Source organism: Pseudactinotalea sp. HY160, from assembly GCF_009372055.1.
In the GTDB taxonomy this organism is placed as follows: Bacteria; Actinomycetota; Actinomycetes; order Actinomycetales; family Beutenbergiaceae; genus HY158.
This window is the reverse complement of record NZ_WHMT01000004.1, coordinates 134,602-148,230: the sequence shown is the minus strand read 5'-3', so window position 1 is coordinate 148,230 and position 13,629 is coordinate 134,602. Positions and strand designations below refer to the sequence as shown.

Genomic DNA, 13,629 nt, shown 5'->3' with positions numbered 1-13,629 from the left:
GGCCGCGGAATTGTTATGCCCGGGTGGATATGCCCCGGAGCTCCGCGCAACGGAAAACGAAAAGGAGACGCCGGTGCCACTTGCTGCGGACGTCAAGAAGAAGATCATCGCCGAATACGCGACCAGCGAAGGCGACACCGGGTCGCCCGAGGTTCAGGTCGCCCTGCTCACCCAGCGGATCACCGATCTGACCGAGCACTTCAAGACCCACAAGCACGACCACCACAGCCGTCGTGGTCTGCTGCTGCTCGTCGGTCAGCGCCGCCGCCTCCTCGGCTACCTGCGCGAGACCGACATCGCGCGCTACCGCACGCTCATCGAGCGACTCGGCCTGCGCCGCTAGCCTGACCGCCCCGGCTCGGTCCCCTCGGGGACCGGGCCGGTGTCGTGTACCGGCCGGGGTTCCCGGCCGCAGCCAGAAACGAGAACAACCAGAATCGCCGGCAGGCGAAGGTCCTCGGTAGTGGCTCCCGGATCGTGGATCCGTGGGCCTCGATCGATGACCGCCGCGGGCCGGGATCGATCCACACGAAGGAGGGCACCCATGGAGGGTCCCGAGATCAAGTACGCCGAAGCCACGATCGACAACGGTCGGTTCGGCACCCGCACCATCCGCTTCGAGACGGGCCGCCTCGCCCAGCAGGCCGGCGGCGCCGTGCTCGCCACGCTCGACGAGGAGACCGTCGTGCTGTCCACGACGTCCGCGGGCAAGCACCCCCGGGAGGGATTCGACTTCTTCCCGCTGACCGTCGACATCGAGGAGCGCCAGTACGCCGCCGGTAAGATCCCCGGCTCGTTCTTCCGCCGCGAGGGCCGCCCCTCGACCGAGGCGATCCTCGCCTGCCGCCTCATCGACCGCCCGCTGCGCCCGCTGTTCGTCAAGGGGCTGCGCAACGAGGTCCAGGTCGTGGGCACCGTGTTCGCGATCCACCCGGACGACTCCTACGACATCCTTGCCATCAACGCGGCGTCGCTGTCCACCCAGATCTCCGGCCTGCCGTTCTCCGGCCCGGTCGGCGCCGTGCGCATCGCCCTGATCGACGACCAGTGGGTCGCCTTCCCGCGCTACTCCGAGGTCGAGCGCGCCGTGTTCTCGATGGTCGTGGCCGGACGGATCGTCGGGGACGACGTCGCGATCGCCATGATCGAGGCCGAGGCCACCGACCAGGCATGGGACCTCATCAAGAACCAGGGCGCGACCGCCCCGACCGAGGACGTCGTGGCCGCCGGGCTCGAGGCCGCCAAGCCGTTCGTCGCCGCGCTCGCCCAGGCACAGCTGGACCTGGCCGCCCAGGCGTCCAAGGAGACCCAGAGCTTCCCGCTCTTCCCCGACTACGAGGCGGACGTGTACGAGGCCGTCGAGGCGAAGGCCGCGGCCGACCTCGACGCCGCCCTGTCCATCGCGGGCAAGCAGGAGCGCGAGAACCGCCTCGACGAGCTCAAGTCGGAGCTCGTCTCCTCTCTCGCCGGCCAGTTCGAGGGGCGCGAGAAGGAGCTGTCCGCCGCGTTCCGCAGCGTGCAGAAGCAGGTCATCCGCACCCGCATCCTCTCCGACGGCTTCCGCATCGACGGCCGCGGGCTCGCCGACATCCGGACCCTCTCGGCCGAGGTCGAGGTGCTCCCGCGCGTGCACGGCTCGGCCCTGTTCGAGCGCGGCGAGACCCAGATCCTGGGCGTGACCACGCTCAACATGCTCAAGATGGAGCAGCAGCTGGACACCCTCTCCCCGGTGACCCGCAAGCGCTACATGCACAACTACAACTTCCCGCCCTACTCGACCGGTGAGACCGGCCGCGTGGGCTCGCCCAAGCGTCGCGAGATCGGCCACGGCGCGCTCGCCGAGCGGGCGATCGTGCCCGTGCTGCCCGCGCGCGAGGAGTTCCCCTACGCGATCCGTCAGGTCTCCGAGGCCCTCAGCTCCAACGGGTCCACCTCGATGGGGTCGGTCTGCGCCTCCACGCTCTCGCTGCTCAACGCCGGTGTGCCGCTGCGCGCCCCGGTCGCCGGCATCGCGATGGGTCTCGTTTCCGGGACCGTCGACGGCGAGACGAAGTACGCCGCCCTGACCGACATCCTCGGCGCCGAGGACGCATTCGGCGACATGGACTTCAAGGTCGCCGGCACGGGTGAGTTCATCACGGCCATCCAGCTCGACACGAAGCTCGACGGCATCCCGGCCTCCGTGCTCACGAGCGCGCTGACCCAGGCCCGTCAGGCCCGCCTGACGATCCTCGACGTCATGGCCGGCGCGATCGAGGCCCCGGACGAGATGGCCCCCACGGCCCCGCGCATCATCACGGTGCAGGTCCCCGTGGACAAGATCGGCGAGGTCATCGGGCCCAAGGGCAAGATGATCAACCAGATCCAGGACGACACGGGCGCCGACATCTCCATCGAGGACGACGGCACCGTGTTCATCGGCGCGGTCGACGGCCCGTCCGCCGAGGCGGCCCGCCAGGCGGTCAACGCCATCGCGAACCCGCACATGCCCGAGGTCGGGGAGCGGTTCGTGGGAACGGTCGTCAAGACCACGTCCTTCGGCGCGTTCATCTCGCTCACCCCGGGCAAGGACGGCCTGCTGCACATCTCCCAGGTGCGCAAGCTCGTGGGCGGCAAGCGCATCGACGCCGTCGAGGACGTGCTGTCGGTGGGGCAGAAGGTCCAGGTCGAGCTCGCCGAGATCGACCCCCGCGGCAAGCTCTCGCTGCACGCGGTGGTCGAGGAGGAGGCCGACGCCTCCGCCGCCGAGGCGAAGTAGTCCCCGGCATCCATGGTTGACCTCGTCCTCGGCCCGGCCGCCGCGCCGGGCACCGAGGTCTCGCTGGAGGCGGGCGGCGCGCTCATGCGCCGCTCCGTCCTCCCCGGCGGGATCCGGCTGCTGACCGAGTCCGTTCCGGGGCAGCGATCCGCAGCGATCGGTGCCTGGGTGGCGGTCGGGTCGAGGGACGAGACCGGGGGACACCACGGGTCCACCCACTTCCTCGAACACCTGCTGTTCAAGGGCACCCCCACGCGCACGGCCCTCGACATCGCCGCCGCGTTCGACGGCGTCGGCGGGGAGGCCAATGCCGCCACCGCCAAGGAGTACACGGCCTACTACGCCCGCGTGCTCGACGCGGACCTGCCGATGGCCAGTGAGACCATCCTCGACATGGTCACCTCCTCGATCATCGACGCGGACGAGTTCGAGTCCGAACGCGGCGTCATCCTCGAGGAACTCGCCATGGCCGGCGACGATCCGGTCGACGTCGCCCACGAGGCGTTCGCCGCCGCCGTCTTCGGAGAGCACGCCCTCGCCCGCCCGATCGGCGGCACCCCGGCGACGATCAATGCCACGGGGCGCGACGCCGTCCTCGAGCATTACCGGGCGAACTACCGCAGCGACGAACTCGTCGTCTGTGCCGCCGGCAACGTCGACCACGACCGGCTCGCCGGCGCCGTGCTGCGCGGCGTGGCCGCGGGCGGGTGGGAGCTGCCGGCGGACCTCGCCCCGGTGGCACGCCGCAGTCCCTCCCTCGCCGGCCCCCTGCTGGGGGCGACCAGCGGGCTCGCCGGCGCGTCCTCGAGCCGCGCGATCGCCCGCCCGTTCGAGCAGGCGAACATCCTCCTCGGCGGGCTCGGGCCGAGCGCCACGGACGAGCGCCGGTTCACCCTCGCCGTGCTCAACGCCGTCCTCGGCGGCTCGATGAGCTCGCGACTCTTCCAGGAGATCCGCGAGAAGCGCGGCCTGGCCTACTCCGTCTACTCCTTCGCCGCCGGGTACGCGGACACCGGGCTCTTCGGCGTGTACGCCGGCTGCGCGCCCGATCGCGCCGAGCAGGTGGTCGAACTCATCGAGACCGAGCTCCAGCGCCTCGCCCGCGAGCCCGTCGGCGCCGACGAACTCGCCCTCGGCATCGGCCAGGTGCGCGGGAACCTCGTGCTCGGGCTCGAGGACTCCGGCGCGCGCATGGCCAGGCTGGGCCGCGCTGAGATCACCCTGGGCGAGTTGACGACCGTGGACGAGAACCTCGCCCGCATCGCCGCCGTGACCGCCGAGCAGGTGCGAGAGCTCGCCGCCGACCTCGCCGGGCAGCCGCGCCACCTCGTGGCCGTCGGGCCGAGGGACGACGCACTGCCGCTCCCGTAGCCCGCCGCGGGTTCGCCCCTGTCGCTGCCGGAGCCGACGTGGCACACTGTGTGGCTCGCGCACGCAGATCTCGTGAGGAGCCGTGATGGCACAGTCCCTGGCAACCTATATCGCCCTGCCCGGCACGACGGCCGAGGCGATGGCGCACTGGCACGAGGTGCTCGGCGGCGAGCTCGACATCCTGCGGTACGGCGACGCGCCACCGATGGCGGGCATGGGCTTCGAGCCCGACCCGAACGCGGTCGCCCATGCGACGCTCACGTTGCCGGCCGGCGTCATCGCGGGCGGGGACTCGATGGATCCGGGCACGGACTATCCGGTCGGCGGCACGGCGTACTCGCTGCTGTTCACGACCGAGACCCCGGAGGAGGCGCGCGGGTACATCGACGCCTTCGTCGCCGGCGGGGGCCACGTCGGGATGCCGTTCGGGCAGGCGCCGTGGGGCGACTACTACGGTCAGGTATTCGACCGGTACGGGGTCATGTGGGCGTTCTCGTGCGAGGCCACGCCGGCCGCGTGATCCGGCGCGCCGCGCAGTGATCGGCAGGATCAGCCCGGCTGGTTCCGGGCGGAGCTCTCGGACCGGAACATCAGGGCCGCCCGGCGCAGCGTCGTGCGGGCGCGCCGGCGGTCCCCGGCGGCGTCGTAGGCCCAGCCGAGGTTGAACCAGGCGCGCCAGTCCTGCGGCGAGGCCTCCGCGATCTCGGCCAGCGGGCCGAAGCGTTCCGCCGCGGCCGCCTTGTCGATCCGGCCGCCGCGGGAGCGGGGCAGGTCGTCCACGACGAGGCCGTCCTCCGCCTCGAGGGTCGCGTACATCCGCGACACGACGGCGGCCTGGCGCCACTCGGCGACGAGGAACCACACGGTCACGACCGGGATCACGAACACCGCGACCCCGATGCCCACCGCGACCGGGATACCGCTGCCGATGAGGACGAGCGCGCGGGTGCCGACGATCCAGATGTACAGCGCGAGCAGCGCCGTCATCGCGGCGGCGTAGGCGATGCTCCCGCCCCGGGATCTCATCCGAGCCGTCTCACGTGGGCCTCAGCCGAGCAGGGGGTCGAGGCCGACGGTCAGGCCGGGGCGGCCGGCGACCGCGCGCACGGCCAGGAGCACGCCGGGCATGAAGGAGGCGCGGTCGAAGGAGTCGGTGCGGATCGTCAGCTGCTCGCCGGGGTTGCCGAAGAGGATCTCCTCGTGGGCCACGAGACCGCGCTGGCGCACGGCGTGCACGCGCACCCCGTCGACGTCCATGCCGCGGGCCTCGAACCCCGTCTCGGTCGCATCGGGCATCGGGTCGAGCCCGGCCCGCGCGCGGGCGGAGGCGATCCCGCGGGCCGTGTGCATGGCGGTGCCGGAGGGGGCGTCCACCTTGTTCGGGTGGTGCAGCTCGATCACCTCGGCCGACTCGAAGTAGGGGGCGGCCATGGCCGCGAAGCGCATCGCCAGCACCGCCGAGAGCGCGAAGTTCGGGGCGATGACCGCACCGAGGCCCGTGCCGTCGAGCGCGGCGCGCACCCGATCGAGGGAGCCCTCGGTCCAGCCGGTGGTGCCCACGACCGGTGCGATGCCGGCCTCGATCAGGGCGTGCACGTTCGCCTCGGTCACCGACGGGACCGTGAAGTCGACGGCGACGTCGACCGCGCCGGCGAGCGCCGCGATCTCCTCGGCCGTCCGGCCGCTCGCCGGGTCCCCGCTCGAGGGGTCCACCTCGGCCACCAGCTCCAGGTCCGCGGCGCCGGTGACGGCGGCGCACACCTGACGCCCCATCCGTCCCCGGGCACCCACAACCGCCACACGCAATGTCATGCCTCCCACCCTACTGGGACCTGGACGGACCGGCAGCAGCGGCCCGGGCGCGCGATCGAGTGGACCGGTCCGCCGGTCCCCCTAGCCAACGCGAATGCGGCGTTGATAGGCCTGAAGGGGGCAGGCATCAGTCACCGCCCAGTCGTCGCTTCCGGGCCAGGGAGGGGTCGTGTCGCATCCGAGGTCACCCCACGAGGTGCCGCCGAGATCCCATCAGGACCGCTTGATCGAACAGCATCTCGGCCTGGCCCGGTCGCTGGCCGCCCGATATCGCAGCCGGGGAGTCGAATTCCAGGACCTGGAGCAGGTGGCCTGCCTCGGCCTCGTCGGTGCGGCTCGCCGGTATCGGAGCGAACGCGGGGAGTTCGGGGTGTTCGCGGCGATGACGATCGAGGGCGAATTGAAGAAGTACTTTCGCGATCACGCATGGGTGATCCGGCCACCGCGACGGATCCAGCAGCTGCGTTCGGAGTTGGCCACCTCGTATCGCGATCGGCTGACCGATGCGGAGCAGCAGGTGCTGGCGTGCCGGCATGGCGTGACGCGACGCGAAGTCGGCGAGGCGCTCGCAGCGACCACCTGCTTTCGGGCGGATTCACTCGATGTCCCGGCGCGGGACGGTCGAGCGCCCCGGTCGGCGTCGATCTGCGATGGGGTCGATGGCGACCACGCGGGGCTGGAGGACCTCTTGGATCTGCGACGTGTGCTCGCCGCGCTGAGTGCCCGCGAACGCACCCTGATCCGGTTGCGATTCTTCGACGAACTCACGCAGCAACAGATCGCCGAGAGACTCGGGATCAGTCAGATCCAGGTCTCGCGGAGGCTGACGCGCGTGCTTGCGCGCCTCCGCGCGACCCTGGAGGCGGGTCCGCAATTCGCTTCAGCGGACCAGGGTACGGCGGGCCATGTGAAGCGAACGTTCCCGCCACAGGCCGCCTAGCCGCACCGATCCGTTGCCACCTCGAGGCCTCGAGCATGAGCGCGTGCACACAGGCCTGGGGCAGGTTGCCACGCAGTAGCTGCTGAACGTGTCGTACTCCTCGGATTGCAGGCGTGGCGGCCCACACGCGGCGCGGCTGCGTTCGAACCACATCCGTGCCGCGGTGAGCTGGCCCCGTCGTGCGCCGCCCGCGTCACGAAGAGGCCGCACAGCAGGAAGGCTCCCTCGGCGTGTCCGAGCGGGGCCGGTTCATGCCGGAATCGGTAGACGAACCCGTCCCGAGAGCTCGGCGCTGACCGCGTCATGAGACTGGTGAGGCCCACGAGCACCGCAGAGGCATGCCGGGCGTCCCACGGCGTGATCGTCGCGTTCATGTCTGGAACGGTGCGTCGCCTCGGTGGCCGACCGGGTGGCGTGAGCGTGCGGTTGTCGTAGTGCCCGCTCGCGGCTGCTCCCGAACGGTCCCGAACACGGTCGGCCTGCGTCAGTCATCCTGCCGGTCCTTGGAGTCCGCCGAGCCGTCGTCGTCGGCCTCGCCGGCGGTGAGCGGCATGGCGATGCTCTCGAGACTCGCCCGTTCCGCCTTGACCCCGAAGAACAGCTCGGCGATGCCGCCGAGTGCCATGACCCCGGCGCCGATGAAGAACGCGATCGAGACGAGTCCGGCGTCCTTGCTGTTGATGAGCGCGCCGAAGAGGAGCGGGCCCGCGATCCCGCCGACGGCCGTACCGATGGCGTAGAAGAACGCGATCGCGAGCGCCCGGGTCTCCATCGGGAAGATCTCGCTGACCGTCAGATAGGCCGCGCTCGCGCCGGAGGAGGCGAGGAAGAACGTGGCCACGAGAACGATCATGAACAGCCAGATGTTGCTCGTGCCGGAGATCATGACGAACGCGAGGACCACACCGAGCGCGGCCGAGCCGAGATAGGAGATCGAGATCATCGGCTTCCGGCCGACCGTATCGAACAGCGGGCCGAGGATGACGGGGCCGGCGAAGTTCGATACGGCCCACCCGGCGATGAAGAAGGGAACGATATCCGCCGACCGGTCGTAGAAGGTGGTGAGCAGCAGGCCGAGATTGAACGTAATCCCGTTGTACATGAACGCCTGACCGACGAACAGAGCGACGCTCAGGACCGACCGTCGAGGATACGTCTTGAACGCGACCTTCGCGATCTCCCGGAAGGGGATCGACCGCCGTTGACGAATCGTGAGCGAATCGCCCGGATCGGCCAGTTCGGCCGTGGTGCGATCGTTGATGTCCTGCTCGATCCCGCCGACGATCTCCTCGGCCTGATCTTGGTAGCCGTGGATGAACAGCCACCGCGGGCTCTCGGGGATGCCGCGCCGGACGTAGAGCACGCCGAGGCCGAGAACCGCGCCGATCCCGAAGGCGATACGCCAGCCGATATCGGCCGGGAACAGCGCCTTGTCGAGCAGCACGACGGCAGCAAGGTTGCCACCGACCGCGCCGAGCCAATAGCTGCCGTTGATGATGAGGTCGACGCGGCCGCGCACCCGGCCCGGGATCATCTCGTCGATCGCCGAATTGATGGCCGCATACTCCCCACCGATGCCGGCACCGGTGAAGAAGCGCGCGAGGAAGAAGTACCACGGAGCGAACGCGAACCCGGTGGCGACGGTGGCCACGAGGTACACGATGAGCGTGATCATGAACAGCCGCTTGCGGCCCAACTTGTCGGTGAGCTGCCCGAAGAACAACGCGCCCAGGCATGCTCCGGCCACATAGACGGCTCCGGCGAGACCGATCTGGGCGGAGTTGATCTCGATGCCGCTGCCGGACTGGGTGAGCCGCGAGGCGACGGCACCGACCATCGTGACCTCGAGCCCATCGAGAATCCAGACGGCACCGAGGCCGATGACGACCCGCCAATGGAAATTCGACCACGGGAGCCGGTCGAGCCGGCCGGGGATCTTCGTTTGGATGGTGCCCAACTGCACGTCCCTGCTCGCCATGTCACGCCTTCTTCGCCTGGTTGCGACGTTCGAACCATCGCCACAGGCGTAACGGGAAGAGACCGATGAGTGGGGCTCGACGACCGAGGTCGTCCCGGTCACGACGATCGAATGCGTGGGCGTACCGGGCGGCGGATTCCGGGTCGGCGTACTCCTTACGACCTCCCGCACCGCAGCGGCGGGTGCAGGTCCACCGCATCGTCGAGCCGTCGGCGGTGAAGTGGTAGTCGTGTCCGAAGACCGTGCAGACCAGCGGGGGAGCGGTGAGCGCCGGCGCGCTGGCTCCCGCGACTGTGTGGGAGGTGGTCGGCTGCGGGTCCTCGTCCGGGCTGCCGGCGCGTCCAGTGGTCATTGTCATCCACTCCTCGGGTCGCGACTGATGTGCTCAGTTGGCCGTGTGAAGTGTCTGCACCCCCGTCGCCCGAATCTATGCACCCGAGCCAGGACGCCCCGCGCGTGGGCCCCGTGACCGCCGGACCCGGCCCTGCGGATCCTGGATCGGTGCTCCAGTTGTCGGAGCGGCCGCGATCCGGGGGGAGACCCGGTGGGTCAGGAGCCCTGGATCAGGGCGAGGACCCGTTCGGCCTCCTGCGCCGATGTGAATGTGAGCTGGACGGCACCACCGGTGAGCGGTTCCATGACGGCGGGTGCGCCCACCACCTCGTTGCCGGCCCGCATGAGCAGCCGGTCACCGGAATCGGCGGCCTCCTGCGAGAGGTCTTCGAGCATCGCCGCGCCGGCATCGTCGAGCTGCACGGCGATCGTGTCGCCGTCCCCGAGCTCCGCGGAGGCGACGCCCGCGCGTTCGTAGGCGCCCGGGTCGAGCACGTGCGTGCCGCCCGCCTCGACGCATTCGGGAGCCGAGTCCGGCTCGCAGCCGGTCGTGAGCGCGAGGTCGATCGAACCACCGACACCACCGACACCGCCTGGACCACTGCCGCCATCGGCACCGTTGCCACCGTTGCCACCGTTGGCACCGGGTGAGCCGCTGCAGGCCGCGACGACGAGGCTCGTGGCGAGCACGCCCGCAGCCCATCCCGCCATCCGCCCGACGGGCCCCCGCCGGGTCGCCCGATCCGTCACCGTGCCCGCCTCGATCGGGATTCCCCGTTCCATCCGGCCCCTCCTCAGGGTTCACGTCCTCCGCGTCGTGCTCTGCCCCACACTCTCATACAGCCCCTGTCTCGGGTGGGGAAACTTCTGGGTCCCCGCAACGGATCTTCCTCCCCGCCGGGGCACGGAGCGCGCGGGCGGCGTGGAGCGGGGAAGAGTACCCGTCGCCCGCAACGAATAGTTTCCCCGCCGGGGCACGGAGCGCGCGGGCGGCGTGGAGCGGGGAAGAGTACCCGTCGCCCGCAACGAATAGTTTCCCCGCCGGGGCACGGAGCGCGCGGGCGGCGTGGAGCGGGGAAGAGCACCCGTCGCCCGCAACGAATAGTCTCCCCACGGCGCGGAGGCGAACGAATAGTCTCCCCACGGCGCGGAGCGGGGAGAGCACCCGCTGCCGGCAACGAATAGTCTCCCCACGGCGCGGAGGCGAGGGTCGCGCGCCGGTTCAGTCGCCCAGCTGCGCGCCGTAGGCCTCCTGGGCCACCTCGGTGCCGCCGGCATCGAAGGTGCGGCGCGTCCCCGTGGGTCCGAAGCCCGCCGCGGTGAAGAATCCGATCCGGCCCTCGTTGCCGACCGGGATCCAGGTGCGCAGCCCGGTCGCGCCGGTCTGACGCAGGATGTCGGCGCAGGCCGCGAGCAGCCGGGACCCGTGCCCGGCGCGGGCATGATCCGGGTCGACCTCGAGGGCGACGATCTCACCGGTCTCCTCGTCGGCGGGCGCCAGGGCCGCGAAGCCGACCACGGTGGCGCCCTCGCAGGCGGTGAGCATGCGGTGCTTGGCGGACGGGGGCGAGGCGATCGCCGCCGCCCACGCGGAGGAGAAGGCCGCGGCGTCCACGAGCTCCTCCGCGCTCGCCGGAACCCTGCCGTCGGCGAGCCATGCGGCCGCCTGGATGCGACCGAGCAGCGGGGCGTCCTCGTCGACGGAGGGACGCACGCTCGCGTCGGCGGTCAGGTCATGGCTGTGCCCGTGAGAATGCGACATGCCGCCCAGCCTATGCGGGCGCGGTACCGTTGTGTCCATGTCCACCCCCTCGCGCAGCTTCGGTTCGGTCGCCGTGGCCATGGTCACGCCCATGTTCCCCGACGGGTCGATCGACTACGAGTCCGCGCGCCGCCTCGCCCGCCACCTCGTCGACACCGGCTGCGATGCGGTGCTCGTGAGCGGCACGACGGGCGAGTCGCCCACGACCCACACCCCGGAGAAGGACGAGCTCATCCGGGTCGTCGTGGACGAGGTCGGCGCCGAGGCGATGGTCATCGCGGGCGCCAGCTCGAACGACACCGCGCACGCGGCCCGCATCGCCCAGGCCGCCGAGGCGGCCGGCGCCCACGGGCTGCTCGTGGTCTCGCCCTACTACAACCGGCCCTCCCAGGAGGGCGTCTTCAGGCACATCCGCGACATCGTCGAGTCCACGGCGCTGCCGGCGATGGTCTACGACATCCCGGGCCGCACCGGCGTCGCGATCGGCGACCGGTGCCTCGACCGGCTGGCGGAGGTACCCCAGATCAAGGCCGTCAAGGACGCCACCGGCAACGTGGCCGCCGGCTTCGACCGGATGCGGCGCACCGGCCTCGAGTTCTATTCCGGGGACGACGCCCTCAACCTCGCCTGGCTCGTCCACGGCGCCTCCGGCGTCGTGTCGGTCACAGGCCACCTCGTCGCCGGGGAGTACCGGCGCATGGTCCAGGCCACCGACGCCGGCGATCTCGACGAGGCCCGCAACCTCTCCGCCCAGCTGTCCCCGGTCTGCGATGCGATCATGGGGGGCGGGCAGGGAGCCGTCATGGCCAAGGCCGCCCTCACCCTGCAGGGCCGGATCACCCACGCGAGCGTGCGCTCGCCCCTCGTTGAGGCCGGCGCCGAGGAGATCGAGCAGCTGCGCTTCGACCTCGAGCGCCTCGGCCTGCTCGACTGATCAGTCAACCACTGGAGAATACATGTCTCACCCGCACCCCGGTCTCGGGCTGCCCGCGCCGCTGCCGGAGAACGGCCTGCGCATCATCGCCCTCGGCGGGCTCGGGGAGGTCGGCCGGAACATGGCCGTCTTCGAGCACCGCGGCCGGCTGCTCATCGTCGACTGCGGGGTGCTCTTCCCCGAGGACACCCAGCCCGGCGTCGACCTCATCCTGCCGGACTTCTCGATCATCGAGGACCGCCTCGACGACGTCGAGGCGATCGTGCTCACCCACGGCCACGAGGACCACATCGGCGCCGTGCCCTACCTGCTGCGCCTGCGCCGCGACATCCCGCTCGTGGGCTCCAAGCTCACGCTCGCCTTCATCGAGGCCAAGCTCAAGGAGCACCGCATCACGCCGGTGACCAAGCTCGTGACCGAGGGGCAGCGGCACTCCTTCGGCACGTTCGACTGCGAGTTCATCGCGGTCAACCACTCGATCCCGGATGCGCTCGCCGTGGCGATCCGCACCCCGGCCGGCACCGTGCTGCACACCGGCGACTTCAAGATGGACCAGCTTCCGCTCGATCGGCGCATCACCGACCTGCGCGCGTTCGCCCGCCTGGGGGAGGAGGGCGTCGACCTGTTCATGCCCGACTCGACCAACGCCGAGGTGCCCGGCTTCACCGTGGCCGAGCGTGAGATCGGGCCCGTGCTCGACCGCGTGTTCGAGCAGGCCGCCGGCCGGCTCGTGGTCGCCTCCTTCGCCTCCCATGTGCACCGCGTGCAGCAGGTCCTCGACACCGCCTACACCCACGGCCGCCGCGTGGCGCTCGTGGGCCGGTCGATGGTGCGCAACATGGGCATCGCGGCCGACCTCGGCTACCTCACCGTGCCGGAGGGGGTGCTCATCGACCTGAAGAAGGTCGGCGACCTGCCCGACGACCGGGTCGTGCTCATGTCCACCGGTTCGCAGGGGGAGCCGATGGCCGCCCTGAGCCGGATGGCGAACCGCGATCACAAGGTCTCGATCGGCCCCGGCGACACCGTGGTGCTCGCCTCCTCCCTCATCCCCGGCAACGAGAACGCGGTGTTCCGGGTCATCAACGGCCTCACCCGCCTCGGCGCGAAGGTCGTGCACCAGTCGAACGCCCGCGTGCACGTCTCCGGGCACGCCTCGGCCGGCGAGCTGCTCTACTGCTACAACATCATCCGGCCGAAGAACGTCATGCCCGTCCACGGCGAGATCCGCCACCTCGTGGCCAACGGTGCGCTCGCGGTCCAGAGCGGCCTCGCCCCCGAGCGGGTCGTGCTCGCCGAGGACGGCGTCGTGGTCGACCTGATCGACGGGGTGGCCCGCATCGCCGGCGCCGTGCCCTGCGGCTACGTCTACGTCGACGGCTCCTCCATCGGCGGCGTGACCGAGGACCAGCTCAAGGACCGCCGGATCCTCTCCGAGGAGGGCTTCCTCTCGGTGTTCGCGGTGGTCGAGGCCGCCACGGGCACGATCGTGTCCGGGCCGCAGCTGCACGCCCGCGGCTTCGCCGAGGACGAGGGCAAGCTCCAGTCGATCGTGCCCGACATCGAGGCCGCCCTCGTGGCCGCCATGGCCGAGGGAACCGTGGACACCCATGAGCTCCAGCAGGCCGTTCGCCGCGTGGTCGGGCGCTGGACCGGGCGCCGGCTCCGTCGCCGCCCGATGATCATCCCCGTGGTCGTCGCCGTCTGAGCGCGACCCGCGACCGAACCGCGGCTCCCCACG

13 protein-coding genes are annotated in these 13,629 nt (G+C 70.9%); 7 read left to right on the top strand and 6 right to left on the bottom strand.

What is annotated here, in order from left to right:
* Positions 1-73 precede the first annotated feature (73 nt).
* The 4 genes from rpsO to GCG21_RS06070 all read left to right on the top strand — a co-directional run bounded on the left by rpsO (position 74) and on the right by GCG21_RS06070 (position 4,649).
* Entirely contained in the window at positions 74-343 is a 270-nt protein-coding gene (rpsO, locus tag GCG21_RS06085; protein WP_153878343.1) for a 30S ribosomal protein S15, read from the top strand.
* A 201-nt stretch (positions 344-544) separates the two neighbouring features.
* A complete protein-coding gene (locus tag GCG21_RS06080; protein ID WP_152818369.1) occupies positions 545-2,758 on the top strand; it encodes a polyribonucleotide nucleotidyltransferase in 2,214 nt (737 codons plus the stop codon).
* Between the two features lie 12 nt (positions 2,759-2,770).
* A complete protein-coding gene (locus tag GCG21_RS06075) occupies positions 2,771-4,129 on the top strand; it encodes a pitrilysin family protein (protein ID WP_152818368.1) in 1,359 nt (452 codons plus the stop codon).
* 85 nt (positions 4,130-4,214) lie between these two features.
* Positions 4,215-4,649 (top strand): VOC family protein, encoded by a 435-nt coding sequence (locus tag GCG21_RS06070; protein ID WP_152818367.1) that lies wholly within the window; start codon positions 4,215-4,217, stop codon positions 4,647-4,649.
* A gap of 29 nt (positions 4,650-4,678) precedes the next feature.
* Here GCG21_RS06070 and GCG21_RS06065 read toward each other — a convergent pair whose 3' ends face one another.
* Together GCG21_RS06065 and dapB are read right to left on the bottom strand one after the other, a co-directional pair.
* Positions 4,679-5,155 (bottom strand): hypothetical protein, encoded by a 477-nt coding sequence (locus GCG21_RS06065; protein ID WP_152818366.1) that lies wholly within the window; start codon positions 5,153-5,155, stop codon positions 4,679-4,681.
* 21 nt (positions 5,156-5,176) lie between these two features.
* Positions 5,177-5,941 carry a 4-hydroxy-tetrahydrodipicolinate reductase gene (dapB, locus tag GCG21_RS06060; protein WP_152818365.1) on the bottom strand — a complete coding sequence of 255 codons (765 nt, stop codon included), beginning with the start codon at positions 5,939-5,941 and terminating at the stop codon, positions 5,177-5,179.
* Between the two features lie 223 nt (positions 5,942-6,164).
* On the opposite strand from dapB, the gene GCG21_RS06055 reads away from it, so the two are divergent.
* Positions 6,165-6,881: a sigma-70 family RNA polymerase sigma factor gene (locus GCG21_RS06055; protein WP_152818364.1), complete on the top strand. Its 717-nt coding sequence runs from the start codon at positions 6,165-6,167 to the stop codon at positions 6,879-6,881.
* Between the two features lie 484 nt (positions 6,882-7,365).
* Here the strand turns inward: GCG21_RS06055 and GCG21_RS06050 are convergent, their stop codons facing one another.
* From GCG21_RS06050 to GCG21_RS06035, 4 genes are all read right to left on the bottom strand, one after another.
* Entirely contained in the window at positions 7,366-8,859 is a 1,494-nt protein-coding gene (locus tag GCG21_RS06050) for an MFS transporter (RefSeq protein ID WP_152818363.1), read from the bottom strand.
* 1 nt (position 8,860) lies between these two features.
* Entirely contained in the window at positions 8,861-9,217 is a 357-nt protein-coding gene (locus tag GCG21_RS16655) for a hypothetical protein (protein ID WP_227993342.1), read from the bottom strand.
* 191 nt (positions 9,218-9,408) lie between these two features.
* Positions 9,409-9,975: a hypothetical protein gene (locus GCG21_RS06040; protein WP_152818362.1), complete on the bottom strand. Its 567-nt coding sequence runs from the start codon at positions 9,973-9,975 to the stop codon at positions 9,409-9,411.
* Between the two features lie 439 nt (positions 9,976-10,414).
* A complete protein-coding gene (locus tag GCG21_RS06035) occupies positions 10,415-10,954 on the bottom strand; it encodes a GNAT family N-acetyltransferase (protein ID WP_152818361.1) in 540 nt (179 codons plus the stop codon).
* Positions 10,955-10,991: 37 nt separating this feature from the next.
* Between GCG21_RS06035 and dapA the strand changes: the two genes are divergently transcribed.
* Positions 10,992-11,888: a 4-hydroxy-tetrahydrodipicolinate synthase gene (gene dapA, locus GCG21_RS06030; protein ID WP_152818360.1), complete on the top strand. Its 897-nt coding sequence runs from the start codon at positions 10,992-10,994 to the stop codon at positions 11,886-11,888.
* Between the two features lie 22 nt (positions 11,889-11,910).
* Entirely contained in the window at positions 11,911-13,596 is a 1,686-nt protein-coding gene (locus tag GCG21_RS06025; protein WP_152818359.1) for a ribonuclease J, read from the top strand.
* Positions 13,597-13,629 lie beyond the last annotated feature (33 nt).